22 protein-coding genes are annotated in these 26,768 nt (G+C 70.1%); 2 read left to right on the top strand and 20 right to left on the bottom strand.

Annotated elements, in window-relative coordinates; translation table 11 throughout:
• Nucleotides 1-9 precede the first annotated feature (9 nt).
• Nucleotides 10-579 carry a dienelactone hydrolase family protein gene (locus ACFY9I_RS29255; protein ID WP_391006969.1) on the bottom strand — a complete coding sequence of 190 codons (570 nt, stop codon included), beginning with the start codon at nt 577-579 and terminating at the stop codon, nt 10-12.
• Nucleotides 580-687: 108 nt separating this feature from the next.
• On the opposite strand from ACFY9I_RS29255, the gene ACFY9I_RS29250 reads away from it, so the two are divergent.
• Nucleotides 688-1,812, top strand: a complete 1,125-nt coding sequence (locus ACFY9I_RS29250) for a mechanosensitive ion channel domain-containing protein (RefSeq protein WP_391006967.1) — start codon at nt 688-690, stop codon at nt 1,810-1,812.
• 387 nt (nt 1,813-2,199) lie between these two features.
• Here ACFY9I_RS29250 and ACFY9I_RS29245 read toward each other — a convergent pair whose 3' ends face one another.
• From ACFY9I_RS29245 to ACFY9I_RS29220, 6 genes are all read right to left on the bottom strand, one after another.
• A complete protein-coding gene (locus ACFY9I_RS29245) occupies nt 2,200-2,943 on the bottom strand; it encodes an SDR family oxidoreductase (RefSeq protein WP_391006965.1) in 744 nt (247 codons plus the stop codon).
• Between the two features lie 372 nt (nt 2,944-3,315).
• Nucleotides 3,316-4,902: a Na+/H+ antiporter gene (locus tag ACFY9I_RS29240; protein WP_391006963.1), complete on the bottom strand. Its 1,587-nt coding sequence runs from the start codon at nt 4,900-4,902 to the stop codon at nt 3,316-3,318.
• A 73-nt stretch (nt 4,903-4,975) separates the two neighbouring features.
• A complete protein-coding gene (locus ACFY9I_RS29235) occupies nt 4,976-5,437 on the bottom strand; it encodes a GNAT family N-acetyltransferase (RefSeq protein ID WP_391007012.1) in 462 nt (153 codons plus the stop codon).
• Nucleotides 5,438-5,478: 41 nt separating this feature from the next.
• Nucleotides 5,479-6,423, bottom strand: a complete 945-nt coding sequence (locus tag ACFY9I_RS29230; RefSeq protein ID WP_391006961.1) for an RluA family pseudouridine synthase — start codon at nt 6,421-6,423, stop codon at nt 5,479-5,481.
• A gap of 76 nt (nt 6,424-6,499) precedes the next feature.
• Nucleotides 6,500-7,108, bottom strand: coding sequence for a signal peptidase II (gene lspA, locus ACFY9I_RS29225; RefSeq protein WP_391006959.1), 609 nt, complete (start codon nt 7,106-7,108; stop codon nt 6,500-6,502).
• Nucleotides 7,109-7,189: 81 nt separating this feature from the next.
• Nucleotides 7,190-8,083 (bottom strand): TraR/DksA C4-type zinc finger protein, encoded by an 894-nt coding sequence (locus ACFY9I_RS29220; protein ID WP_391006958.1) that lies wholly within the window; start codon nt 8,081-8,083, stop codon nt 7,190-7,192.
• Between the two features lie 639 nt (nt 8,084-8,722).
• On the opposite strand from ACFY9I_RS29220, the gene ileS reads away from it, so the two are divergent.
• A complete protein-coding gene (gene ileS, locus ACFY9I_RS29215) occupies nt 8,723-11,866 on the top strand; it encodes an isoleucine--tRNA ligase (RefSeq protein WP_391006957.1) in 3,144 nt (1,047 codons plus the stop codon).
• 513 nt (nt 11,867-12,379) lie between these two features.
• Here the strand turns inward: ileS and ACFY9I_RS29210 are convergent.
• The 13 genes from ACFY9I_RS29210 to ACFY9I_RS29150 all read right to left on the bottom strand — a co-directional run bounded on the left by ACFY9I_RS29210 (nt 12,380) and on the right by ACFY9I_RS29150 (nt 26,753).
• Nucleotides 12,380-13,618 (bottom strand): DivIVA domain-containing protein, encoded by a 1,239-nt coding sequence (locus tag ACFY9I_RS29210; RefSeq protein WP_391006955.1) that lies wholly within the window; start codon nt 13,616-13,618, stop codon nt 12,380-12,382.
• A 55-nt stretch (nt 13,619-13,673) separates the two neighbouring features.
• Nucleotides 13,674-13,961: a YggT family protein gene (locus ACFY9I_RS29205; RefSeq protein ID WP_391006953.1), complete on the bottom strand. Its 288-nt coding sequence runs from the start codon at nt 13,959-13,961 to the stop codon at nt 13,674-13,676.
• A gap of 59 nt (nt 13,962-14,020) precedes the next feature.
• The gene (locus ACFY9I_RS29200; protein WP_391006951.1) at nt 14,021-14,662 is read right to left on the bottom strand and encodes a cell division protein SepF; all 642 of its coding nucleotides are present in this window, start codon (nt 14,660-14,662) and stop codon (nt 14,021-14,023) included.
• A 129-nt stretch (nt 14,663-14,791) separates the two neighbouring features.
• Nucleotides 14,792-15,511 carry a YggS family pyridoxal phosphate-dependent enzyme gene (locus tag ACFY9I_RS29195; RefSeq protein ID WP_391006949.1) on the bottom strand — a complete coding sequence of 240 codons (720 nt, stop codon included), beginning with the start codon at nt 15,509-15,511 and terminating at the stop codon, nt 14,792-14,794.
• Between the two features lie 5 nt (nt 15,512-15,516).
• Complete coding sequence (pgeF, locus tag ACFY9I_RS29190) at nt 15,517-16,245, bottom strand: peptidoglycan editing factor PgeF (protein WP_391006947.1); 729 nt, start codon at nt 16,243-16,245, stop codon at nt 15,517-15,519.
• Nucleotides 16,242-17,432 carry a cell division protein FtsZ gene (ftsZ, locus tag ACFY9I_RS29185; RefSeq protein ID WP_391006945.1) on the bottom strand — a complete coding sequence of 397 codons (1,191 nt, stop codon included), beginning with the start codon at nt 17,430-17,432 and terminating at the stop codon, nt 16,242-16,244. Before ftsZ ends, pgeF begins: the two co-directional genes overlap by 4 nt.
• Nucleotides 17,433-17,711: 279 nt before the next feature.
• Complete coding sequence (locus ACFY9I_RS29180) at nt 17,712-18,509, bottom strand: FtsQ-type POTRA domain-containing protein (RefSeq protein WP_391006943.1); 798 nt, start codon at nt 18,507-18,509, stop codon at nt 17,712-17,714.
• A 30-nt stretch (nt 18,510-18,539) separates the two neighbouring features.
• Nucleotides 18,540-19,628, bottom strand: coding sequence for an undecaprenyldiphospho-muramoylpentapeptide beta-N-acetylglucosaminyltransferase (murG, locus tag ACFY9I_RS29175; protein WP_149822651.1), 1,089 nt, complete (start codon nt 19,626-19,628; stop codon nt 18,540-18,542).
• A 6-nt stretch (nt 19,629-19,634) separates the two neighbouring features.
• Nucleotides 19,635-20,978: a putative lipid II flippase FtsW gene (gene ftsW, locus ACFY9I_RS29170; RefSeq protein WP_391006941.1), complete on the bottom strand. Its 1,344-nt coding sequence runs from the start codon at nt 20,976-20,978 to the stop codon at nt 19,635-19,637.
• Between the two features lie 148 nt (nt 20,979-21,126).
• On the bottom strand, nt 21,127-22,554 hold the full coding sequence (gene murD, locus ACFY9I_RS29165) for a UDP-N-acetylmuramoyl-L-alanine--D-glutamate ligase (RefSeq protein ID WP_391006939.1): 1,428 nt from the start codon (nt 22,552-22,554) through the stop codon (nt 21,127-21,129).
• Complete coding sequence (gene mraY / locus ACFY9I_RS29160; protein WP_391006937.1) at nt 22,536-23,609, bottom strand: phospho-N-acetylmuramoyl-pentapeptide-transferase; 1,074 nt, start codon at nt 23,607-23,609, stop codon at nt 22,536-22,538. The genes murD and mraY overlap by 19 nt, the downstream gene beginning before the upstream one ends.
• Nucleotides 23,606-25,021 (bottom strand): UDP-N-acetylmuramoyl-tripeptide--D-alanyl-D-alanine ligase, encoded by a 1,416-nt coding sequence (murF, locus tag ACFY9I_RS29155; protein WP_391006935.1) that lies wholly within the window; start codon nt 25,019-25,021, stop codon nt 23,606-23,608. Before murF ends, mraY begins: the two co-directional genes overlap by 4 nt.
• A gap of 4 nt (nt 25,022-25,025) precedes the next feature.
• Entirely contained in the window at nt 25,026-26,753 is a 1,728-nt protein-coding gene (locus ACFY9I_RS29150) for a UDP-N-acetylmuramoyl-L-alanyl-D-glutamate--2,6-diaminopimelate ligase (protein ID WP_391006933.1), read from the bottom strand.
• Between the last annotated feature and the right edge of the window lie 15 nt (nt 26,754-26,768).

The raw sequence follows: 26,768 nt of genomic DNA, 5'->3' as shown, positions 1-26,768 counted from the left end.
TCGTAGGTCTCAGAGGGAGTCGAGGAAGCCGAGGGCCACCCGCCAGGTGGCCTCGGCGGCCTCCTCGTCGTAGTCGGGCAGCTCGGGGTCGGTGTAGAGGTGCCCGGCGCCGGCGTAGCGGTAGACCTCTACGTCCGCGCCGGCCCTGCGCATCTGGAGGTACCAGGCGCTCAGCCAGTCGTCCGGCTCGAAGGGGTCGGGCTCGGCGACGTGCAACTGGACGGGCAGGTCGTCCACGGAGGCACTGGCGGCGATGTCCGACGTGCCGTGCAGAAGCAGCAGCCCACGGGCGTTCTTGTCACCCAGGGCGAGGGTCTGCGCCGTAGCCGCGCCGAACGAGAACCCGGCGTAGACGAGCCCTCGCTCGGAGTAGGGAGCGGCAGCCAGCACCGCCCGCTTGAGCAGCTCCTCCCTCCCCAGCTCCTCGTTGAAGGCCATGCCCTCCTCGACCGTGTCGAACGTCCGTCCGCCGAAGAGGTCCGGGGTCCACACCTCGTGTCCGGCGGCGCGCAGCCGGTCCGCGGCCTGGCGCACGGCCGGCCGCAGACCGTAGGTCGAGTGGAAGAGCACGATGTTCATGAGGCCCATGGTGCCAGCCGGGTACGACAACGCGTCCGCGCGCACATACCCAGAGGGCGGCCGAAGTCACATGTTCATCACCCCGTGCGGCCGGTTACGTTCGAAGGCATGGAGAACCTACTCCGCCCATTGATCGTCATCGGTGGCTCGGTCGTCCTCACGCTGCTCATCGGCTGGACGACCGATCTGCTGCTGCGCAAAGCGGACCAGCGGCACCACGAGACACCTCTGTGGGGCCTGCTGCGCCGCGGCCGCATCCCCTACCAACTGGTCCTGTGCGCGGCCTTCCTCAGAGCGTCGTACGACGAGGCGCAGCTGCTGGAGCAGCACCGGACCGCCATCGGGCGCGCCCTGACGCTGGTCCTGATCGGCGCGACGGCCTGGCTGGTGATCCGGATCGCGGCGGCGATAGTGGAGACGACGTACAGCCGTTACGCCCGCGCCCACCGCGATGCGGCGCGGGTGCGCCGGGTGCGGACCCAGGTGACGCTGATCATGCGGGTCGTCTCGGCGATCGTCGGTGTGGTGGCCGTGGCCGCGATGCTGCTGACCTTCCCTGCGATGCGCGCGGCCGGCGCCTCGCTGCTGGCCTCGGCCGGTCTCCTGGGCATCGTCGCCGGTATCGCCGCGCAGTCCACGCTGAGCAATCTCTTCGCCGGGCTGCAGATCGCCTTCGGTGACATGGTCCGCCTCGGTGACGTGGTCGTGGTGGAGGGTGAGTGGGGCACGGTCGACGAGATCACCCTCACCTTCCTGACGGTCCGCACCTGGGACGAGCGCCGCATCACGATGCCCGTCTCGTACTTCACCTCGAAGCCCTTCGAGAACTGGTCCCGGGGCGGCGCCCAGATGACCGGCACGGTCTTCCTCCACGTCGACCACGCCGCACCCATGCCCGAGATGCGTGAGCGGCTCCGCGACATCCTGCGCGGCTGCCCCGCCTGGGACGGCCGTCACTACGACCTGACCGTCACCGATTCGACCCCGTCCACGATGGAGGTCCGCGCCCTTGTCACCGCCAAGGATCCCGACGACCTCTGGACGGTCCGAGTCACCGTCCGCGAACAACTGATCAACTGGCTCACCGAGACCCACCCCTACGCGCTCCCCCGCGTCAACACCGCCGACGCGGTCCTGCCGCCGACCCATCCCCACGCCCACACCGACGGCGTGCTCCCCCGCACCGCGCGGGGCCGCGTCCACGAGCCGCCGCGTTCGACGGACCGGGCATGAGTACGGAGGAGTCGGTTGTGCGAGGAGGCACGCGAGTGAGCGGAGAGGCGAGAGAACCGGCGTGAGCGAGAACCGGTGCGGCCTGGGGCGGCCCCCCGAGCAGGGGGCCGCCCCAGAACGGATGAGCGCGAGGGTCACCGATTCGCCGGTTGTTCTCTGCGTACGGTGACCGGGTGAGTACGGTCTCCCCCCTCGTGTCACCGAGGGCTTGTCACCGAGGGCGTCCCTGAGCCGGGCCGGCACTCGGCCCGGCTCACGGTGCCCTGGAGAACGGTGAAAGGGCTGTCCGCGTCCGCCACCCTGGTTCGAGGGTCGGGCCCAGCCGCCGCCGTCAGCCGAAAGCGCCCCCGGCCCGGACGAGCCCTCCCCCCTTCTTCTCCCCCGCCCTCAGTGCCCGCGCTCAGCGCCCCCGTTGACCTGAACGATCTGCGCGGTCACGTGCCCGGCGCCGGGCGAGGCGAGCCAGTGGAGCGTGTCGGCCACGTCGGCCGGTGTACCGGCGCGCCCCGTCGAGGTCTCCGCGACGAGCCGCGCCCGCCGCGTCTCCTCCATGGACTCGCCGAAGAACTCGGTGTCCTCCACATAGCCGGGCGCCACGACATTCACCGTGATCCCGCGCGGCCCGAACTCCCGCGCCAGGTCGAAGGCGTACGGATGCAGCGCCGCCTTCGACGCCGCGTACGCCCCGCTCCCCGACCCCCGGTACGCCGCGATCGAGGACAGGAAGAGCACACGCCCACCAGGCGAGGCCAACCGTTCCTTCAGCGCCTCGGTGAGCAGCACGGCGGTCAAGGTGTTCTGCCGGAAGTTGACCTCCCAGGTGTGGGCGACGGCACCGAGCGGATCGTCCTCGCCCGCCGCCGCGGGCTCCAGCCCGCCGTTCCCCCCGGCACTGTGGATCAACACATCCACGGTCCCCAACTCCGCCGCCACGAACTCGGCGACCCCCCGCGCACTCCTCACGTCGGTGAGATCGGCCGCGTGCGTCAACGCTCCGGGCACCCCCGCCTTCTCCAACACCTCCACCCGCCGCCCGACCAGCAACACCCGGTCCCCGCCTGCCGCGAACACCTCCGCCGCCGCGCGCCCGATCCCCGTACCACCACCACTGATCACCACATTACGTGCCATACCGCAACCCTACAAAACCCCAACTCGCCTTCCCCTCGGCCCTTTTGCCCCCATCACGCACTCCGCACGAACAGGTCACGAAGCAAACACCCAAACCCCGGCCCAGCCACTCCACACCCCCCGCGCCGAACACCAACACCAGGCCAACCACCCACGCCGCCGGCCACCCCCTACCAACCGCCCACGCCGCCGCCCAACCCCGTGCGCGGACGGCCAACACCGCGCTGCCAATCGCGTGCGTCAGCGGCTGGCATCCGCCACCAACCGCCAACGGCCAACCGCCAACCGCCAACGGCGATCAACCCCCACAGGAGACCCGCACCTCTCCACCGCCAAGGAGTAACGGCGGTGCGTGGGTGGGCAAACCCCCCGTCACCGCAGACTACGGACGTCCAAATGCCGCAGCACCCGATCCACCACCTCAGGATCGGCCCCAGGTTCATTCCGCGCGGCCAACACCTCATGCCGAGCCGCGCTCAACATCTCCCCCTGAATCCGCCGCATCCTCCGCAGCCGCCGCACCCGCTGCTCATGCCCCTCCCGCCGCTCCTCCTCCCCCACCTCCGGACTGATCCTCACCCCGATCTCGAAGGCCCGCCGCAACAACCGCTCGGACAGTTCCTCCGGCAGCTCCTCCACCTCCTCGATCTCCTTCAGCCGCCGCTTCGCCGCCTTCGCCGCCCGCACGGCCAACGCCTTCTCGAACTCCTTCTCCACCCCTTCGTCCGCCCGCACCCCCAACCTCCGCACGAGAAACGGCAGCGTGAGCCCCTGAAGCACCAACGTCGCCATGATCACCCCGAACGCGATGAACACGATTTCGTCCCGGTCGGGAAACGGCGCCCCACTGTCCGTCTCCAACGGGATCGCCAGCGCCAGCGCCACGGACGCCACCCCCCGCATCCCCGACCACCACATCACCACGGTCTCGCGCCACGAGACCGGGATCTCCTCGTCGTAGTCCCGCTTCGCGTGCAACCGCCGCGCGAGCCACGTCGCCGGCAGCAACCACACCAGCCGTACGAGCACGACGACGGCCACGACCGCCGCCGCCCAGCCGAGCATCTCGCCCCACCGCCCGGACGCCGTCCGGATCGCGTTGTGCAACTCCAGCCCGATCAACCCGAAGGCGACCCCGGTGACCAGCGTGTCCACGACGTCCCAGACGGTGTGCCCGGCGAGCCGCGTCAGAACGTCGTCGGCACCGAGGGCGTACTCAGCGAGGAACAGCGCGGTCGTGAGCACCGCGAGCACCCCGGACCCGTGCAGTTCCTCGGCCAGCACATACGACGCGTACGGCACGAGCAGGGTCAGCCCGATCTGCAGCGTGGCGTCCTCGAGGAAGTCCATCAGCTTGTTGGCGGCCCAGCCGAGCGCGAGCCCCACGGCGACGGCGACGACCGCGGAGAGCACGAGCTGGAGGGCGGCACGGGGCCAGGAGAAGGATCCGCTCACGGCGGCCGCGATAGCCACGTGGTAGAGCACGATGGCCGTGACGTCGTTGAAGAGGCCCTCGCCCTCCAGTATCGACACCAGCCGGCGCGGCAGCCCGAGCTGTCCCGCCACGGCCGTCGCCGCGACCGGGTCAGGCGGCGCGACGAGGGCGCCGAGCGCCACGGCCGCCACGATCGGCAGCCCCGGCACGATCGCCTGCGCCACGGCGGCCACCGCGGCGGTGGTCACGAACACCAGCGCCACGGCCAGCAGGAGGATGGGGCGCAGGTTCGCGGCGAACTGCCGCCAGGAGGTCCGCCGCACCGCCGCGTACAGCAACGGCGGCAGCAGCAGCGGCAGGATGAACTCCGGCGGGATCTCCACGTTGGGCACGAACCCCGGCACGGCGAGCGATATCCCGAGCAAGGTCATCAGCACCGGCGCCGGCAGCTTCAGCCGCTCCCCCACCGGCACGCTGATCACGGCCCCGAGCAACAACACGAAGTACAGGGCCAACTGATCCATGAAGGCGCTCCGCTGGTGCTAGACGATCAAGACCGACCAGAGCCCCAGAGTGCCCCACCGGCGCCGCCGCAAGCTAAAGCGTCCGCCGCATGGCCCGATGAGGTATCCCCGCGTCCAGGAACTCCGCTCCGTACGCCTCGTACCCCAGCCGCTCGTAGAAACCCAGCGCATGGGTCTGCGCCCCCAGGTCCACCGCGGTCAGCCCCCGCTCCCGCGCCGTCTCCTCGACGGCCCGCACCAGCGCGACCCCGACACCCAGCCCCCGAGCCGCCCGCACGACCGCGAGTCTCCCCAGGGAGCCAACACCACAGGCCTCACCGGTCTTGCCGACGGCGGCCTCCCCGTACAGCAGCCGTCCGGCCCCGAGCGGCACGCCGTCGTCCCGAACCGCGAGCACATGCACGGCCACGGCGTCGTACGCGTCGTACTCCAGGTCCTCCGGCACCCCCTGCTCGACGACGAAGACCTCCTTGCGCACCGCGAAGCAGGCTTCACGATCGCCGGGGTCATCGGCGACGCGCACCACATAGGACACCGCCCTGGAACTCACGCGTCCGTCACTCACGCGTCCGTCACTCACGCGTACGTCTCCTCCCGGACCTTGTCGAGGGCCTCGGTCAGGTCCGCCGGGTAGTCGCTCTCGAACTCGACCCAGCTCCCGTCCCCGGGGTGCTCGAAGCCGAGCCGTACGGCGTGCAGCCACTGGCGGGTCACGCCTAGCCGCTTGGCGAGCGTCGGGTCGGCGCCGTACGTCAGGTCGCCCACGCACGGGTGCCGGTGCGCGGACATGTGGACGCGGATCTGGTGGGTCCGCCCGGTCTCCAGCTTGATGTCGAGCAGCGAGGCGGCCCGGAATGCCTCGACCAGGTCGTAGTGCGTGACCGACGGTTTACCCTCGGCGACGACCGCCCACTTGTAGTCGTGGTTCGGGTGCCGCCCGATCGGCGCGTCGATGGTGCCGCTCGTCGGGTCGGGGTGGCCCTGGACCAGCGTGTGGTACCGCTTGTCGACGGTCCGCTCCTTGAACTGGCGCTTGAGGAACGTGTACGCGTACTCCGACTTGGCCACCACCATCAGGCCGGACGTGCCCACGTCGAGCCGGTGCACGATGCCCTGGCGCTCGGCGGCTCCGGACGTCGAGATCCGGTACCCGGCGGCGGCGAGCCCGCCGATGACGGTCGGTCCGGACCAGCCGGGGCTGGGGTGAGCGGCCACGCCGACGGGCTTGACGATCACGACCACGTCATCGTCGTCGTGCACGATCTCCATGCCCTCGACCGGCTCGGCGACGACCCGCACCGGCGCGGGCGCCTGCGGCATCTCGACCTCCAGCCAGGCCCCGCCGTGCACCCGCTCCGACTTGCCGACCACCGACCCGTCGACCGTGACCTTCCCCGCGGCGGCGAGCTCGGCGGCCTTGGTGCGGGAGAAGCCGAACATGCGGGAGATGGCGGCGTCGACACGCTCACCCTCCAGGCCGTCCGGCACGGGCAGGGTACGGATCTCGGGAATCGTGCTCACCCGTCGAGTATGCCGGACGGGTGACGCACCCCCGACCGTGCCTGTGGACAACCCTCCTCGACAGGACCCCGCGGGCTCAGTCCTTGTGGACGGTCCCGTCCGGGTCGAGTCCCCGGAACGACAGCAGCACGATCAGGATCCCGCCGCACACGATGGCCGAGTCCGCGAGGTTGAACACCGCGAAGCCCTTGGGCGCGATGAAGTCGACGACCGCACCCTCGAAGACACCCGGCGACCGGAAGATCCGGTCGGTGAGGTTGCCCAGCGCACCGCCGAGCAGCAGGCCGAGCGCGATCGCCCACGGCAGGCTGTAGAGCTTGCGGGCGAGCCGGGCGATCACCACGATCACGATCGTCGCGATCATGGTGAAGATGATCGTGAATGCCTCGCCGAAGCCGAAGGCCGCGCCCGCGTTGCGGATCGCCTCGAACTTCAGCCAGTCCCCGATGATCTCGATGGGCTCGTGGTGCTCCAGCTTCGCGACCACGATCATCTTGCTGACCAGGTCGAGCGCGTACGCCAGCGCGGCGACGCCGAACAGCACGGCGATCCGGCGCTTGCCGCGCGGCCGCGCGGCCGCGTCGGCCTCAGTCGCGGCGCCGTTCCCACCGTCCGACTGCTCAGGGTCGGCCCCCGCCGCCTCTGGAATGTCCGGCGTACCGATGATGCGCTCCGCCTCTGCCACGTGAGTCCCTCAACCTAGGTTCCTGACTGAGGACAAAGGTACGACACGACCCTCGCGGACCAGGGCTTCAGGCGCCGATCGCTAGCGCCGTTCCTGCTTCTGCTTGCACTCCACGCACAGTGTGGCCCGGGGGAAGGCCTGCATTCGCGCCTTTCCGATGGGATTGCCGCAGTTCTCGCACAGCCCGTACGTACCCGAGTCGAGCCGGTCCAGGGCACGCTCGGTCTGGTCGAGCATCTCGCGCGCGTTGTGGGCGAGCGACAACTCATGCTCGCGTGTGATGTTCTTCGCCCCGGTGTCGGCCTGGTCGTCGCCGGCACCGTCCCCGGAGTCCCGCATCAGGCCCGTGAGGGCCCGCTCGGAGGCCTCCAGCTCGGCCCGTAGCCGCACCGCCTCGGACTGCAGCTCCGTCCGGGCCTCCGCGACCTCGGCCGGGCTCCAGGGGTCCTCACCGGGGCGTACCGCGAGCTCGCCGGGCTCCACCGCGGCGGGCCGTGCCTTGGGAACGGCGGAGGGCTTCTTCGCCGCCGTAGCCGTACCAGGAGTGTTCTTCGCAACCACCGTCGTGGCTCCCGTCGTCTCGGCGGCCTCGGCCGCGCCCGCCTTCTTGGCCGTGCTCTTCTTCGCCGACGTGCTCTTCTTCGCCGACGTGCTCTTCGTGCTCCTGCCGACCGCGCCCTTCGCGGAAGCGCCCTTACCGCCGCTCCCGCTCCCGCGCACGGCACCGCCCGTCCCGGCGACGGCCTCCTCCGCCACCGCCTTCTCCGCCATCGCCTTCTTCGCGACCGGCTTCGCGGCAGCGGCCTTCCTGGCCGCCGCCTTCTTCGTCACCGTCTTCTCGACGACCGACTTCCTGCCGCCCGACTTCACCGCCGCGGCCTTGTCAGCCACGGCCCTCTCTCCCGCGTCGCCGCCGGAGGCCACCGTGGATCTGCCTGACGCCGACTGCTGTACGGCGGTCTTCTTCGCCACCATGGCCGCGGCCCCTTCACATATCGTGATCTTGCACGCGAATCGTGCTGGGACGATAAATCGACCCGAGTCCCGCGGCAACGGGGCAGACCACGCGTTCCACCCTCCCCGCGACCGTCGCGCGGCGAGCCTGCAAGCGTTGTGCCCAGCTCCCCGCCGGGTATTCCGCCTGGCCGGACGTCCCAGGATCCGGACGTTCGATCCACTCCATTCGGGTCACCCCCGCAGGTCATCGCACTCCGGCCGCCGAGTCCGCCACGAACCCCGCCGCGCCCCTCCTCCGGCCGCCGGAAAACCGGTCGGCCGCTGTCCGTGCGGCGCCGTACACTGGGCGGAGCGAGAAGCGTGGATGGGGACGAGTAGCGTCGTACGCAGCCCAGAGCGACCCGGGGACGGTGGAAGCCCGGGGGCGAGCGCGATGTGAAGATCACCCCGGAGCCGCCGGAAGAAAGCCGCAGTCCGAGCGACATGGCGAGTAGACCCGGTTTCGCGACCTCAATGAGGGGGCTCACCGGCGCGTACGGCGCGGCGGGGGAGCCAAGGAGGGTGGTACCGCGGGAGCGCGCCGCACACGGCGTACGAAGGATCGAAGCTCTCGTCCCTCCGACGGAAGGCAGCAAGTCCGTTGGAGGAAGCCCGCTCATGACAGAGCCGACGTACCGCCAGGTGCCCGCCCAGGTCGATCTGCCCGCGCTCGAGCACGCGGTGCTCGACTTCTGGCGCGAGCAGAAGATCTTCACCAAGAGCCTGGAGCAGTCCGAGGGCCGCCCCGAGTGGGTGTTCTACGAGGGTCCGCCCACCGCCAACGGCATGCCGGGCGCCCACCACATCGAGGCGCGCGTCTTCAAGGACGTCTTCCCCCGCTTCCGCACCATGCGCGGCTACCACGTGGCCCGCAAGGCCGGCTGGGACTGCCACGGCCTGCCCGTGGAGCTGGCGGTCGAGAAGGAGCTCGGCTTCAACGGCAAGAAGGACATCGAGGCGTACGGCATCGCCGAGTTCAACGCCAAGTGCCGCGAGTCCGTGACCCGGCACACCGATGCCTTCGAAGAGCTCACGACCCGCATGGGTTACTGGACCGACCTGAACGACCCCTACCGCACCATGGACCCCGAGTACATCGAATCGGTCTGGTGGTCGCTCAAGGAGATCTTCAACAAGGGCCTGCTGGTCCAGGACCACCGCGTCGCCCCCTGGTGCCCCCGCTGCGGCACCGGCCTGTCGGACCACGAGCTGGCGCAGGGCTACGAGACGGTCGTCGACCCCTCGGTGTACGTCCGGTTCCCGCTCACCTCCGGTCCGCTCGCCGGTGAGGCCGCGCTCCTGGTGTGGACGACCACGCCCTGGACGCTGGTGTCCAACACCGCGGTCGCCGCCCACCCCGAGGTCACCTACGTGGTCGCCACGGACGGCGAGGAAAAGCTCGTCGTCGCCGAGCCGCTCGTCGCCAAGGCGCTCGGCGAGGGCTGGGAGACCACCGGCCAGACCTTCACCGGCGCCGAGATGGAGCGCTGGACGTTTCAACGTCCCTTCGAGCTCGTGGAGTTCCCGGCCGCGGCCCACTACGTCGTGAACGCCGAGTACGTCACGACCGAGGACGGTACTGGCCTGGTCCACCAGTCCCCCGCCTTCGGTGAGGACGACCTCAAGGTCTGCCGCTCGTACGGCCTGCCCGTGGTGAACCCGGTCCGCCCCGACGGCACCTTCGAGGAGGACGTCCCCCTCGTCGGCGGCGTCTTCTTCAAGAAGGCGGACGAAAAGCTCACCGAGGACCTCCAGCAGCGCGGCCTGCTCTTCAAGCACACCCCGTACGAGCACAGCTACCCGCACTGCTGGCGCTGCCACACCGCGCTCCTCTACTACGCGCAGCCGTCCTGGTACATCCGCACCACCGCCGTCAAGGACCGTCTCCTCCAGGAGAACGAGAAGACCAACTGGTTCCCCGACTCGGTCAAGCACGGCCGCTTCGGCGACTGGCTGAACAACAACATCGACTGGGCGCTCTCCCGCAGCCGCTACTGGGGCACCCCGCTGCCGATCTGGCGCTGCGAGGAGAACCACCTGACCTGCGTCGGCTCCCGCGAGGAGCTGACCCAGCTCTCCGGCACCGACCAGTCGGAGCTGGACCCGCACCGCCCGTTCATCGACGCGGTCACCTTCCCCTGCCCCCAGGCTGGCTGCGGCAGCACCGCCACGCGCGTCCCGGAGGTCATCGACGCCTGGTACGACTCGGGCTCGATGCCGTTCGCGCAGTGGGGCTACCCGTACAAGAACAAGGACCTCTTCGAGTCCCGCTACCCGGCCCAGTTCATCAGCGAGGCCATCGACCAGACCCGCGGCTGGTTCTACACGCTGATGGCCGTCGGCACCCTGGTCTTCGACAAGTCGTCGTACGAGAACGTCGTCTGCCTCGGCCACATCCTCGCCGAGGACGGCCGCAAGATGTCCAAGCACCTGGGCAACATCCTCCAGCCGATCCCGCTCATGGACCAGCACGGCGCCGACGCCGTCCGCTGGTTCATGGCGGCCGGCGGCTCCCCCTGGGCGGCCCGCCGCGTCGGCCACGGCACGATCCAGGAAGTGGTGAGGAAGACCCTCCTCACGTACTGGAACACGGTCGCCTTCCAGGCCCTGTACGCCCGCACGTCGAACTGGGCGCCCAGCCCGGCGGACCCTGCCCCGGCAGACCGCCCGGTCCTGGACCGCTGGCTGCTCTCCGAGCTCCACGCCCTCACCGACCAGGTGACCGGGGCCCTGGAGGCCTACGACACCCAGCGCGCCGGCAAGCTGCTCTCGGCGTTCGTCGACGATCTGTCCAACTGGTACGTACGCCGGTCGCGCCGCCGTTTCTGGCAGGGTGACAAGGCCGCGCTGCGCACCCTGCACGAGGTCGTCGAGACGGTCACCAAGCTGATGGCCCCGCTGACCCCGTTCATCACCGAGCGGGTCTGGCAGGACCTGATCGTGCCGGTCTCCCCCGGAGCCCCCGAGTCCGTGCACCTGGCCTCCTGGCCGGAGGCGGACCTCTCGGCGATCGACCCCGAGCTGTCGAAGCAGATGGTCCTGGTCCGCCGCCTGGTCGAGCTGGGCCGGGCCACGCGCGCGGAGTCCGGCGTCAAGACCCGTCAGCCCCTCTCCCGCGCCCTGGTCGCGGCGACGGGCTTCGACGCACTGAACCCCGAACTGCACGCACAGATCACGGAGGAGCTGAACGTCAGCTCACTGGCCTCGCTCTCCGAGGTCGGCGGCTCCTTGGTGGACACCACCGCCAAGGCCAACTTCCGGGCGCTGGGCAAGCGCTTCGGCAAGCGCGTCCAGGACGTGGCCAAGGCCGTGGCGAACGCCGACGCGGCCGCCCTGTCCCTGGCCCTGCGCGAGGGCACGGCGACGGTCGAGGTCGACGGCGAGACGATCACCCTCGCCCCCGATGAGGTCATCATCACGGAGACCCCCCGCGAGGGCTGGTCGGTGGCCTCCGACTCCGGCGCGACGGTCGCCCTCGACCTGGAGATCTCGGAAGAACTCCGCCGGGCCGGTCTCGCCCGAGACGCCATCCGCCTCATCCAGGAGGCCCGCAAGAACAGCGGCCTCGACGTGGCCGACCGGATCGCACTGCGCTGGACGGCGACGGACCCGGCGGTGGCCGCGGCGCTGACCGAGCACTCGGCCCTGATCGCGGACGAGGTCCTCGCGACGGACTTCGCCTCCGGCGAGGCCGACGACACGTTCGGCAGCCCGTTCACGGACGAGGCCCTGACGCTGACGTTCCGCCTCCGCAAGGCGTAACGCCCGCGCCGGGCCGAGGCACGCCCTGTCGGCCAGGGCCACCCTTGCGGGGGCAGGGCCACGTCCTGCCCCGTAAGCCGGTCCTCGCACTGCGGCCGAGATGTGGCTGATCGTGCAGTCCCCCGCGCCCCTGCAGGGGCGCGGGCTCAGCGGCCCCACCTCCCTGGCCGCTCCCTAGCCGCTCCGTGGCTGTCCCAGCTGTCTCTAGCTGTCCCTGACTGCGGGCAATCGTGCCGCTGGGGCGGCACGGGTGGGCGCAGCGGCACCCTGCCAGCGCCGGCAAGCACCTCCTACCCCCGCCCGGCAACAGCCGCCGGGTACCCCGAAGGCCTGGGGCACCGAAATTCTCGGCGCCCCAGGCCTTCGGCGTTGCGTACGTAGGACATCCGCCCCCCGCCCCCGAACAAACACCCACCAGAACCCGACCGCGCACAGCACAAGGGCGGGGCCCCGGATCAAAAATCCGGGGCCCCGCCCTGAACGCTGCCGACGCCTACGGCGTACCAGTAATCGTCAGTTGTCGTCCTCGTCGATGAGGAACCCACGCATCGGCGAGGGAGCCTGCCCCATCGGAGAGGGACCCTGCGGCCGCACCGGAGCCATCGGCTGGGTCATGGCCGGCGACATCTGCTGCTGGCCGCCGTAGGAGGGCGCCGCCGGAGCAGGAGCGCCGCCCATGCCCCCACCCATGCCCTGGTTGCCGCCGTACGACGGGGCGCTCGCGCCGGCCGGAGCCATGGAGGGCGCCGGGGACGGCGGCAGCGACGCGGTCGCCGGAGTGCGCGGCGGGGCGAGCGAGTCGTCCGCCTGGGTCTCCAACTGACGCAGCTGCGACTCCAGGTAGGACTTCAGACGCGTGCGGTACTCGCGCTCGAAGCCCCGCAGGTCCTCGACCTTGCGCTCCAGCGTGGCGCGGGCGGACTCCAGAGAGCCCATCGCGACACGGTGCTTCTCCTGCGCGTCCCGCTCCAGGGCGTCGGCCTTGGCACGGGCGTCCCGCTCCAGACCCTCGGCGCGGCTACGGGCCTCGCCGACGATCTTGTTGGCCTCGGAACGGGCCTCGGCGATCGCCTGGTCGGCGGTCTGCTGGGCCAGCGAGAGCACCCGCGCGGCGCTGTCGCCGCCGGGACCCTGACCGGGGCCGCCCATCGGACCACCCATGGGGCCGCCCATCGGGCCCCCCATCTGCTGCATGGGAGGCTGGCCGCCCATGGGACCCTGGCCCATCTGGCCCTGGCCCATCTGCGGCTGCATCTGGCCCTGACCCATCGGGCCCTGGCCCATCGGTCCCTGACCCATCGGGCCGGGACCCTGCTGTCCGCCCTGGCCACCAGGGCCGGCGGGCAGCTGCGGAGCACCGCTCGGCAGCTGGGGCGGGCCACCCATGGGGCCCCCCATCTGCTGCGGCGGGCCCGATATCCCAGCGGGTACGGGTCCACCGGGACCGCGCATACCCTGCTGCTGCATGCCGCCTTGTTGCTGCATGCCACCCTGCTGCATGCCACCTTGCTGCATGCCACCCTGCTGCTGGTCCTGAGGCTCCGGCGGCTTGCGCATGTTCTGCTGGTTCTGGGCAGCAGCACGCGTGGCCGCGGCCAGTTTGGCGCGCAGGTCCTCGTTTTCGCGGAGTAGTCGCGTCAGTTCGGCTTCGACCTCATCGAGGAAGGCATCGACCTCGTCCTCGTCATAGCCTTCTCGGAGGCGGACGGTCGTGAACTGCTTGTTCCGCACGTCCTCGGGGGTCAACGGCATCTCTTCACCTCAACGTAGTCGTCGGCAGTCGGCAAGACCGTATCTGTCACATCGCTCACATCGCGTTCCGCACGAGCGTGATCAGGATGTAGACGATGATCATCAGAACGAAGAAGGACAGGTCGAGCGCCACGCCCCCGAGACGCAGCGGCGGAATGAACCGCCGCAGAAGCTTGAGCGGTGGATCAGTGACAGTGTAGGTGGCTTCCAGAACGACCACCATCGCCTTGCCGGGTTGCCACGAGCGGGCGAACTGGAAGACGTAGTCCATGACCAACCGGAAGATGAGCACGATGAGGAAGCACATCAGCGCGATGTAGATGACATCCAGAACCACGCTCATGACCTGTGCTTCCCTCTCCCCTGTTTCCTGTTCCGTGCTGTTCGTTCCGGTGGTGCGTCTCAGCTCTGGTTGAAGAACCCGCCCTCTGCGATACGGGCCTTGTCCTCCGCCGTGACATCGACGTTAGCAGGCGACAACAGGAACACCTTCTGCGTCACCCGCTCGATGCTGCCGTGAAGACCAAACACCAAACCGGCCGCAAAGTCGACAAGTCGCTTCGCATCTGTGTCATCCATCTCAGTCAGATTCATGATCACCGGAGTGCCCTCACGGAAGTGTTCCCCGATGGTACGGGCCTCGTTGTAGGTCCGCGGGTGCAACGTGGTGATCCGGTAAGGCTCTCGTTCGGACACGACCTTGGGCATGATCACCGGTGCGTTCTTCTCCAGACTCGAACGTTCTTGTGTGATGGACGCCACGGGCGCGATCCGGGCGGGTCGCGCCGATTCCGCGGGAAGCGAAGTGGCGTGCGACACGGGCTCGCGCTGCACGGGGGGCTGCACCACTCGCACCGATTCATCCCTTTGGGGCTGATGTGACTGGTGTGCCTGATGCACCGGTTCATGCCGGCGGTGGTCCCGCTCGGGCTCCGGGTCGAGCTCGGGCTCGAAGTCGTCATCGGGGTCGAATCCCCTGCCGTCGTACCCATCGTCCTCCACGAGGCCGAGGTAGACCGCCATCTTGCGCATCGCGCCGGCCATGCTCTGAGTCCTCCGCTCTGTGGTGGATCGACTGACGACTTCCCAAGTGCCCGCGATCCACGAGGTCGTTGCGCCCGCCTCTCGACGGAATGACCATATTTTCTGCTGTGGTCCGACTTCTTGGCGACGTTACCCGAGCCTGGGACGGACTCCGAGTACCGCAGTGCCGACGCGTACATGTGTCGCTCCGGCCGCCACGGCGTCCTCGAGGTCCGCACTCATCCCTGCGGAGACCATGTTGGCAGCCGGATGGGTTCGGCGCAGGTCGGTCGACAAATCCACCAACCGCTCGAACGCGGCCCGTTGGCGTCCGGCGTACTCCCCGGTGAGCGGCGCGACGGTCATCAGACCATCGACCCGCACCCCCGGCGACCGAGCCAGGAGGTCGGCCAACTCTTCGATCCCGTCCGGCCCGACACCTCCTCGCTCGCCCCGGCCGCTCTCGTCGGCGTCGAGCGCGACCTGGATGAGACATCCCACCTCACGCCCGGCCCGGACGGCCTCTTTCGACAGAGTCGTGACAAGCCTGGAACGATCGACGGACTGCACGAGATCCGCATAACGCACCACGGAACGGACTTTGTTGGTCTGCAGTTGCCCCACGAAGTGCCACACAAGGGACAGATCCGAGCATTCGGCCGCCTTGGGCGCGGCGTCCTGGTCCTTGTTCTCGGCGACGTGGCGCACACCGAGTTCCGACAGGATGCGCACATCGCTCGCCGGGTAGGTCTTGGTGACCACGATCAGGGTCACCTCCTCCCGCTTGCGACCGGCGGCCACACACGCGGCGGCGATCCGCTCCTCCACCTTCGCCAGGTTCGCGGCGAGTTCTGCCCTACGGTCCGTCATGCCCATCAGCCCAGCCAGACATATCCCGCGAGTCGCCCTGTGGCGCGGTCGCGACGGTACGAGAAGTGGTCGCGCGACTCCAGCGTGCACACGGGCGACTGCTCCCGGTCGTGCACCCCGAGGCGCTCCAGTTGTGCGTGCACTCCGGCGCACACATCCACCGAGGGCGTGCCCCAACTGGTCTCGGCGTACGCCGCCGGCTCGACGGAGGCCACCTCCGCGCGCATCGTGTCGGGCACTTCGTAACACCGGCCACAGACGGTGGGGCCGGTGCGGGCGACGATCCGCGCGGGGTCGGCGCCGAGGTCGATCATGGCCCGTACGGCGGCGGGGACGACCCCGGCGACCATGCCGGGCCGGCCCGCGTGTGCGGCGGCCGCGACCCCGGCGACGGGGTCGGTCAGCAGAACGGGTACGCAGTCCGCGGTGAGGACGGCGAGCGCGAGTCCGCGCCGGGTGGTGACGAGCGCGTCGACGGACGGGACGTCGCCGGTACCCCACGGCCGGTCGACCACGGCCACGTCCGCGCCGTGCACCTGGTTCATCCAGACCACCCGGTCCGGCTCCAGGCCCAGTGACTTGGCCGCCAGCTCCCGGTTGGTGCGTACGGCTTCGGCGTCGTCCCCGACCGCCCCGCCGAGATTGAGCTCGTCATACGGAGCGGCGCTCACCCCGCCCCACCTGTCGGTGAAGGCGAAGTGCGCGCCGCTCACGTTCTCGCGCCGTCCTATCACTTGAGGAAGTCCGGCACGTCCAGCTCCTCCGCCGCGCTGTCCGTGTAGGACCGGGACGGCGGGACCGGCGGGGTGACCGGCAGCTCGTTCACCGGCTCGGGGGCGGGCTCGGGCTCCTCCTTCGGCTTGACGCTGCCGAGCGAGCCGAAGGAGGGGCGGGTCTCGGCGGGCCGTACCGGCGCGGGCTCCTCGCGCTTGGCCGAGGCCGAGCCGAGGATGTTGTCCCGCTTGGCCGGGGGCTGGCCGCCGTCGAACCCGGCGGCGATCACGGTGACGCGGACCTCGTCGCCGAGCGCGTCGTCGATGACCGCGCCGAAGATGATGTTGGCCTCGGGATGGGCGGCCTCGCTGACAAGCTGGGCGGCCTCGTTGATCTCGAAGAGACCGAGGTCGGAGCCGCCGGAGATGGAGAGCAGCACGCCCCGGGCGCCGTCGATGGAGGCCTCCAGCAGCGGGGAGGAGATCGCCATCTCGGCGGCGGCCACGGCGCGGTCGTCGCCGCGGGCCGAGCCGATGCCCATGAGGGCCGAACCGGCCTCGGACATCACGGACTTGACGTCGGCGAAGTCGAGGTTGATCAGACCGGGCGTGGTGATGAGGTCGGTGATGCCCTGGACACCGGAGAGCAGGACCTGGTCGGCCGACTTGAAGGCGTCGAGGACCGAGACCTGGCGGTCCGAGATGGACAGCAGCCGGTCGTTCGGGATGACGATGAGGGTGTCGACCTCTTCACGGAGCTCGGCGATGCCGTCCTCGGCCTGGTTGGCGCGGCGACGGCCCTCGAAGGTGAAGGGGCGGGTGACCACGCCGATGGTGAGGGCGCCCAGCGAGCGGGCGATGTTGGCCACGACGGGCGCGCCGCCGGTGCCGGTGCCGCCGCCCTCGCCGGCCGTCACGAAGACCATGTCGGCTCCCTTGAGGACCTCCTCGATCTCCTCGCGGTGGTCCTCGGCGGCCTTGCGGCCGACGGCCGGGTTGGCGCCGGCGCCGAGTCCGCGGGTGAGTTCGCGGCCGACGTCGAGCTTGACGTCGGCGTCGCTCATCAACAGAGCTTGCGCGTCGGTGTTGATGGCGATGAACTCGACGCCCTTGAGACCGACCTCGATCATCCGGTTGATGGCATTGACACCACCGCCGCCGACACCGATGACTTTGATGACTGCGAGGTAGTTCTGCGGTGCTGCCACGTCGAAGGCCTCTCGCCTCGAGTTACGTGTCGCCGCCTCGCGAGGGACCCGCGATCCGACGACTGATGCCGAAGTGGGACGGTCCGAACGCCGACCCGAACCCTAACGCTGAAGTTTAGGGTTACCAGTGTGACTGTTCCTTGGACTCTTCCGAACAGGACACTAAGTCGACAAGTGGCGCACGTTCAACGAACACGCCGAACCTCCCGTTTTTCTTTTCACCCTATGTGATCAGCCATAGCGCTGCCCAACCAGGGTGCTGGCCTGCGCGGATGTGCGTCAACTCCCTGCTGACGCGGGCGCGGTGGGGACACTCACGTCGAAGTGCCCCGCGTTCGGGGCGGCTTTCATCAGGGCGGTGAGCGCACGACCCTTCGCACGCCCCTTCTCCGCGCTCCCCCACAAGACCGTACGGTCTCCGCTCAACTCCAGCGAGATCGAGTCATAGGAACGGACCTTGACGACCAGGGTCTCGGGCGTGATCGCGGCCGGAATGGCACGGGCGACGCGCACGGCCTCCCGCACGAGCCGGTCCTCTCCGAATCGCCGCAGACTGGCGGCTGAGGAACCTGAGCGGGACAGCGCCAATTCCAGTGTGGGAACGCCCTTCGGGGCACGCGAAACCGTGGCAAAACGCACACCTTTCGCGTCTACTTCGACGTACTTGCCCGAATTTCCGACTGCCTCGACAATCAGAACCGGAGTACGTTCGCTCACTTTCAGCCCGATTCCATGGGGCCAGGAGCGGATGACCTCCACCGAGTCGATCCGGGGCAATGTCCGCAGCAGTCGCGACTCGATCGCCTCGGTGTCGACGGAAATGAGGGGTTCGCCGAGCGGCACGTCGGCCGCCTCGCGGACCTGGGCCTCGGTCAGCACCTGGACGCCCGACACCGACACCCGCTCGGCCCGCAGCCACGAGGAGCCGTACAGAACCCAGAGCGAGACGCCGGCCATCAGCACCAGGGCGGCCGCGACGGCGATCAGTGCCCGGGGGCCGGGGAGCCGCCGCCGCGGCGGCGGGCCGGAGTCCAGATCCTCTTCTGCACCGCGTTCGGCGGTGGTCGGTCCGGCCACGCTCCCCTGCCTCCCGTGTCAGGCCGCCGCCTAACGGCGCGACGCGATCGCCTCGTACACCATCCCGACGAGCAGGTCGTCGGCGTCCCGGCGGCCGAACTCACCGGCGGCACGGGACATCTCGTACAGCCGGTGCGGGTCGGCGAGGACGGGCAGGACGTTCTGCTGCACCCACTGGGGGGTCAGTTCCGCGTCGTCGACCAGCAGTCCGCCGCCGGCCTTGACCACCGGCTGGGCGTTGAGCCGCTGCTCGCCGTTGCCGATGGGCAGCGGGACATAGGCGGCCGGGAGCCCGACGGCGGAGAGTTCGGCGACGGTCATCGCGCCCGCGCGGCAGAGCATCATGTCGGCAGCGGCGTACGCGAGGTCCATCCGGTCCACGTACGGTACCGGGATGTACGGGGGCATCCCCGGCATCTGGTGGACCTGCGGCAGTTCGTTCTTCGGGCCGACCGCGTGCAGGATCTGGATCCCGGCCTGCTGGAGGTAGGGCGCTACCTGCTGGACGACCTCGTTGAGGCGGCGGGCGCCCTGGGAGCCGCCGGAGACCAGCAGCGTCGGCAGGTTGGGGTCGAGTCCGAACATCGCGCGGGCCTCGGGGCGTGCGGCGGCACGGTCGAGGGTGGCGATGGCGCGGCGCAGCGGGATGCCGATGTAGCGGGCGTCGCGGAGCTTGCTGTCCGGGGTGGAGACGGCGACCTTGGCGGCGTACCGGGAGCCGATCTTGTTGGCGAGGCCGGGGCGGGCGTTGGCCTCGTGGACGATGATCGGCACGCCGAGGCGCTTGGCGGCGAGGTAGCCGGGCAGGGCGACGTAGCCGCCGAAGCCGACGACGGCGTCCGCCTTGGTGCGCTCCAGGATCTGCTCGGTCGCCTTGATCGTGCCGCGCAGCCGGCCGGGCACGGTGATCAGCTCGGGGGTGGGCTTGCGCGGCAGGGGTACGGCGGGGATCAGCGCGAGTTCGTAGCCGCGCTCGGGGACGAGGCGTGTCTCCAGACCGCGCTCCGTGCCCAGGGCCGTGATGCCCACGGTCGGGTCCTGCCTGCGCAGGGCGTCCGCGAGGGCGAGCGCGGGCTCGATGTGACCGGCGGTTCCGCCACCGGCGAGTACGACATGCACCGAAATTCACCGCTCTCCGGACGAACGTGCCGAGGCACGTCGTCGCATCGTGTTCCATCTCCCCGGCCCCGTAGGGCCGCCGCCACGCTTTCTACCAAAGCGGGGTTGCCGCATGGCAAGCGCCGCCCTCGCAGCGGGTTCGTCGCGCGCGAACGCGATCAGCAACCCGATGGCGAACATGGTCGGCAGCAGGGCGGAACCTCCGTAGGAGAACAGCGGGAGCGGGACTCCGGCGATCGGCAGCAGACCGAGCACCGCACCGATGTTGATCACCGCCTGAGCGGTGATCCAGGTGGTCACGCCTCCCGCGGCATACCTGACGAAGGGGTCCTCCGTGCGTCCGGCCACGCGGATACCCGCATAGCCTAGAGCCGCGAAGAGGGCGAGCACCGACAGCGTCCCCGCGAGGCCCAGTTCCTCACCGGTGACGGCGAAGATGAAGTCGGTGTGCGCTTCCGGGAGTTGACCCCATTTTTCCACACTGGCGCCGAGTCCGGAGCCGAAGATTCCGCCCGAGGCGAGGGCGTAGATGCCGTGCACGGCCTGCCAGCAGTCGGCGCCGTCCGTGCGGGGTTCGGTGGCTCCGATACAGGCCAGGCGGGCCATCCGGTTGTCGCTGGTGGTGATCAGGGCGAACCCGATGAGTCCGGCGACGGACAGCACGCCCCCGAAGAGCCGGGTCGGGGCGCCCGCCAGCCACAGCAGACCGAACAGGATCGCCGTGAGAATGATCGCGGTGCCCATGTCGCCGCCGAGCATGATCAACCCGAGCAGCAGGAACGCCACCGGAACGAGCGGTACCAACATGTGCTTCCACTGCGCGAGGAGCCGCTTGTCCTCCTTGCGGGCCAGCAGGTCCGCGCCCCACAGCACCAGCGCCAGCTTGCCGAACTCGCTGGGCTGGATCTGGAACGAGCCTCCGATGGCGATCCAGTTCTGGTTGCCGTTGATCGACTCCCCTATCACCTGCACCAGGGCCATCAGGAAGACACAGCCGGCCAGGATGGGGTACGCGAGCGCCCGGTGCAGCTTGACCGGCATCCGCGAGGCCAGGAGCAGCAGCACGGTGCCGATCGCCGCCGCGAGGAACTGCTTGCGGAAGAAGAAGGTCCCAGGCAGCGACATCTGCAGGGCCTTGATCTGCGAGGCCGAGTACACCATCACCAGACCCAGCACGGTGATCAGCAGACTGCCGCCGAGGATCAGGTAGTAGGCGGTCAGCGGCCGGTCCCAGGCCTTGCGCGCCCGGGTGTGGAGCCGCCGCACGGGGTTCTCCCGCGGCTGCCTGGGGATGGGGGGCCGTCTGGTGAGGCGCTGGACGGGGGGACGGCCGGTACGGCTACCGGGCATCGCGGAGCCCCTCCGGCCCACTGCCTGCGGACGCCGGGCCCGGAGCCGTGCCACCGGCGGTCAGCCGCCCACGACTCACCGACCAGATCCGTGTCATGGGCGTTCCCTCCCTGTCCTGCCCAGCGCCGCCAGGCAAGGGCGGGCCGGGTCAGCCGTCAGCGGCGGCGAGTTCACGGACGGCCTCCGCGAACGCGTCCCCACGCTTGTTGTAGTTGACGAACATGTCCATCGACGCACAGGCCGGCGCCAGCAGCACGGTGTCGCCCGCCCGCGCCAGTGTCCGCGCCTCGCGGACGGCGGCGAGCATCGCCCCAGTGTCGGTCCGTTCGAGGTCGACGACCGGCACTTCGGGGGCGTGTCGCGCGAGCGCTTCGCGGATCAGCGCGCGATCCGCGCCGATCAGCACGACCCCCCGCAGCCGCTTCGCCGCGCCGGCGACGAGTTCGTCGAAGGTCGCGCCCTTGGCGAGGCCGCCGGCGATCCACACGATCGACTCGTAAGCGGCCAACGAGGCCTGCGCGGCATGGGTGTTGGTGGCCTTGGAGTCGTCGATGTACGCGACGCCGTCCACCTCGGCCACGTGCGCGATGCGGTGCGCGTCCGGCGTGAAGGCCCGCAGCCCGTCCCGGACGGCCGCCGCGGGCACTCCGAAGGCGCGCGCGAGGGCGGCCGCCGCGAGGGCGTTGGCGATGTTGTGCGGTGCCGGCGGGTTCACGTCCGAGATCTCGGCGAGCTCCTGGGCGTTCTTCTGCCGGTTCTCGACGAAGGCGCGGTCGACCAGGATGCCGTCCACGACACCGAGTTGGGACGGCCCCGGCGTTCCGAGTGTGAACCCGACGGCCCGGCAGCCCTCCTCGACGTCCGCCTCGCGCACCAGGTCCTCGGTGGCCTTGTCGGCCATGTTGTAGACGCAGGCGACGCGGTTGCCCTCGTAGACGCGGCCCTTGTCCTTGGCGTACGCCTCCATAGAGCCGTGCCAGTCGAGGTGGTCGGGGGCGAGGTTGAGGACGGCGGCGGAGTGGGCGCGCAGGGAAGGCGCCCAGTGGAGCTGGTAGCTGGACAGCTCCACTGCCAGTACGTCGTACTGCTCGTCGCCGAGGACGACATCCAGCAGCGAGACCCCGATGTTTCCGACGGCGGCCGTCCGCAGCCCCGCGGCCGCCAGGATCGAGGCGAGCATCTGGACGGTCGTGGTCTTGCCGTTGGTGCCCGTGACGGCCAGCCAGGGCGCCGCGTCGGGACCGCGCAGGCGCCAGGCCAGCTCGACGTCGCCCCAGATCTCCAGGCCGGCCTCACGGGCGGCGGTGAAGAGCGGCTTGTCGGGTTTCCAGCCCGGGGTGGTGACGATCAGCTCGGTGCCTACCGGCAGGGTCGCGCCGTCGCCGAGGCGCACGGCGATGCCGAGCGCCTCCAGGTCGGCGGCCTGCGCGCGGGCGCGCTCGTCGTCGCCGTCGTTGACGACCGTGACGACGGCGCCGAGGCCGTGCAGGACCTTGGCCGCCGGGATGCCGGAGACGCCGAGTCCGGCGACGGTGACGTGCTTGCCCTGCCAGTCGGTCACTTGTCGGCCGCCCATCCCGCGTAGAAGAGGCCCAGTCCGACGATCACACAGATGCCCTGGATGATCCAGAAGCGGACCACGACAAGAACCTCGGACCAGCCCTTGAGCTCGAAGTGGTGCTGGAGCGGGGCCATGCGGAAGACGCGCTTGCCGGTCAGCTTGAACGAGCCGACCTGGATGACGACCGACATCGTGATGAGGACGAACAGACCGCCGAGGAGCGCGAGGAGCAGCTCGGTGCGGGAGCAGATCGCGAGACCGGCGAGCGCGCCGCCGAGGGCAAGCGAACCGGTGTCACCCATGAAGATCTTGGCCGGCGAGGTGTTCCACCACAGGAAGCCGAGGCAGGCACCCATCAGCGCGGACGCCACGATGGCGAGGTCCAGTGGATCTCGTACCTCGTAACAGGCGGCCGGGTTGGTCAGCGTCTGCGTGTTGGCGCAGGACTCCTGGAACTGCCAGACGCCGATGAAGGTGTAGGCGCCGAAGACGAGCACCGAGGCGCCGGTGGCGAGACCGTCCAGACCGTCGGTCAGGTTCACGCCGTTCGACATGGCGAGGATCATGAACAGCGCCCAGATGACGAACAGCACCGGGCCGATGGTCCAGCCGAAGTCCTGGACGAAGGAGATCTTCGTGGAGGCCGGCGTCTGGTCCCGGGCGTCCGGGAACTGCAGCGCGAGGACCGCGAATCCGATGCCGACGATCAGCTGGCCGGCCATCTTCGCCTTGGCCCTCAGACCCAGCGAACGACGCTTGACGATCTTGATGTAGTCGTCGAGGAAGCCGACGAGGCCCATGCCGCCCATCAGGCCCAGCACCAGCAGACCCGAGAAGGCGGGCGTCTGGCCCGTGATCACCTTGGCCAGGAAGTACGCGATGATCGTCGCCAGTATGAAGGCGATGCCACCCATGGTCGGGGTGCCGCGCTTGCTGGCGTGCTCGCGCGGGCCGTCGTCCCGGATGTACTGGCCGTAGCCCTTGCGGGCCAGCAGTTTGATCAGCAGCGGGGTGCCGACCAGGGTCAGGAAGAGACCGATGACTCCTGCGAACAGGATCTGATTCATCATCGCGCGGCAACCTCACCCTCGTTGCCGCTGTCGAGCAGCGCCTGCGCCACGCTCTCGAGCCCGACCGACCGGGACGCCTTCACGAGTACGACGTCTCCCGGGCGCAACTGACTGCGCAACAGGTCGACCGCCGCCTGTGCGTCGGACACGTGCACCGACTCCTCACCCCACGAACCCTCGTTATATGCGCCCAGTTGGAGCCAGGACGCTTCCCTGCCCCCCACCGCGACGAGCTTGCCGACATTGAGCCGGACGGCGAGCCGTCCGACCGCGTCGTGCTCGGCGAGCGATTCGTCCCCGAGCTCGGCCATCTTGCCGAGCACCGCCCAGGTCCGCCGCCCCTTGCCCATCGCCGCGAGCGCGCGCAGAGCGGCTCGCATGGACTCGGGGTTCGCGTTGTAGGCGTCGTTGACGACCGTCACGCCGTCCGGGCGCTCGGTGACCTCCATCCGCCAGCGGGAGAGGGAGCCCGCTTCGGAGAGCGCGGTGGCGATCTCGTCTGCGGACATGCCCAGCTCATGGGCGACGGCGGCCGCGGCGAGCGCGTTCGACACGTGGTGCTCACCGTACAGGCGCATGGTCACATCGCTTGCACCGGAGGGTGTGTGAAGCCTGAACGCGGGCTGTCCGGCGTCCGTGAGCGTCACGTTCTCGGCGCGTACGTCCGCTTCGTCTGACTCTCCGAAAAGAATCACACGGGCCTTCGTCCGGGACGCCATGGCGCGTACGAGGGGGTCGTCGGCGTTGAGGATCGCGGCGCCGCCGTCCTCCGCGGCGGGCAAGGCCTCCACCAGCTCGCCCTTGGCCTGCGCGATCTGCTCGCGGCCGCCGAACTCGCCGATGTGGGCGGTGCCGACGTTGAGCACGAGGCCGATCCTCGGCGGTGTCAGCTCGGTGAGGTACTTGATGTGACCGATGCCTCGGGCGCCCATCTCCAGGACGAGGAAACGGGTCTCCTCGGTGGCGCTGAGCGCGGTGAGGGGCAGCCCGATCTCGTTGTTGAGGGAGCCGGGTGTGAACACCGTCGGCGCCTTGCGCCGGAGCACCTGGGCGATCAGGTCCTTGGTGCTGGTCTTGCCCGCGGAGCCGGTGAGGGCCACGAGGGTCGTGCCGAGCTTGTGGACGACGTGCCGGGCGAGGGCACCGAGGGCGCTCTGCACATCGGCCACGACGATCGCGGGCACACCGACGGGACGGGACGCCAGCACCGCTGCCGCGCCCGCCTCGACGACCGCGGCCGCGTAGTCGTGGCCGTCCACGCGCTCGCCGACGAAGGCGACGAAGAGGCTGCCGGGTTCCACCTCACGGGAGTCCCGGACGACCGGTCCGGTGACGCGCACCGACGGATCCGGTATGTCGTGCGTCTGCCCGCCGACGACTTCTGCGATCTCGGCGAGGGAGAGGGCGATCACAAGTTCATCCCTGGGTCTGCTGGATTGCTTCGCGGAGCACCTGGCGGTCGTCGAAGGGACGTACCACGCCGGCGATGTCCTGGCCCTGCTCGTGGCCCTTGCCCGCGACCAGCACGGTGTCGCCCGGCTGTGCGCGGGCCACGGCCGCGGCGATCGCGGCGGCCCGGTCCTCGAAGAGGAGGACGTCGCCGCGCTCGTGCGCCGGCACGGACGCCGCGCCTTCGAGCATGGTGGCGAGGATCGCGAGGGGATCCTCGGAGCGGGGGTTGTCGGAGGTCAGTACGGCGGTGTCGGAGAGCCGTGCCATGGCGGCGCCCATCGGTCCGCGCTTGGTCGTGTCCCGGTCGCCGCCGCAGCCGAGGACGACGTGCAGCCTGCCCTCGGTGACCTTGCGCAGCGCCTTGAGGACCGACTCGACGGCGTCGGTCTTGTGGGCGTAGTCGACGACCGCGAGGTACGGCTGCCCGGCGTCCACGCGCTCCAGGCGGCCCGGCACGCCCGGTACGGCGGCGATGCCGTCGGCCGCGGTCTGCGGGTCGATCCCGGCGACGGCCAGCGCGGCGACGGCCGCCAGGGTGTTGGCGACGTTGAAGGTGCCCGGCAGCGGCGACCTGGCGGCGATCCGCTCGCCCTTGGGCCCGACCACCGTGAACGTCGAGTCCAGCGGCCCGACCCGGGCGTCCTCGGCCCTCCAGTCGGCGTCGGGGTGTCCCTCGGCGGAGAAGGTGACGATCGGGACCGTGGCTTCCTCGACGAGCCTGCGGCCGTACTCGTCGTCGAGGTTGACGACGCCGAGCCTGCTGCGTTCCGGTGTGAACAGCCGGGCCTTCGCCTGGAAGTAGTCCTCCATGTCGGAGTGGAACTCCATGTGTTCCGGGCTGAGGTTGTTGAAGACGGCGACGTCGAAGACGCAGCCGTCGACCCGGCCGAGGACCAGGGCGTGGCTGGAGACCTCCATGACGACCGAGTCGACGCCTCGTTCGCGCATGACCGCGAAGAGGGCCTGGAGGTCGGTGGCCTCGGGGGTGGTTCGCTCGGACTTGATGCGTTCGTCGCCGATGCGCATCTCGACCGTGCCGATGAGGCCGGTGGAGCGGACGCTCTTCAGGCCGCCCTCGACGAGGTACGCGGTGGTGGTCTTGCCCGAGGTGCCGGTGATGCCGATCTGGAGCAGGTCGCCTCCCGGGCGGCCGTAGATCGTGGCCGCCAGCTCGCCCATCCGCCCGCGTGGGTTGTCGACGACGAGGGCGGGAAGCCCTGCGGCGGCGGCGCGTTCGGCGCCGCCGGGGTCGGTGAGCACGGCGACGGCGCCGAGGCCGACGGCCTGGTCGACGAAGTCGGCGCCGTGCAGTCGGGCACCGGGCAGGGCGGCGTACAGGTCGCCGGGGCGGACGGCGCGCGAGTCGTGGGTGATGCCCGTGACCTCGACGACTGCCGCGCTCGCCGGCTGCTCGGCACCCAGCTGACCGGCGAGTTCCGCGAGGGATGCGGCGGAGACATGGGCCGGCCGGGGCGGTCCCGGATAGGTCACGGGAACGTCCTTCTGGGTGGTTTGGGACTGATCAGCGTGTGGCACGGCGGTGAGCGTACCGGGCCCACCCCTGCCGGAGCTAAAGGGGAGCCCGCGCGAAGCGCGGTCCGGCAAGGGTGGTGATGGGTGACGGGTGGGCGAGGGTTTGTGCGAGCGGCCCTGGGACGCGTGGTTCCCGGGGCCAGGGGTGATCATGGTCACGAGTCGGTTCCTGGC

The sequence above is a fragment of the Streptomyces sp. NPDC012510 genome, from assembly GCF_042955065.1.
In the GTDB taxonomy this organism is placed as follows: Bacteria; Actinomycetota; Actinomycetes; order Streptomycetales; family Streptomycetaceae; genus Streptomyces.
This window is presented reverse-complemented; position numbering and strand designations above follow the sequence as displayed.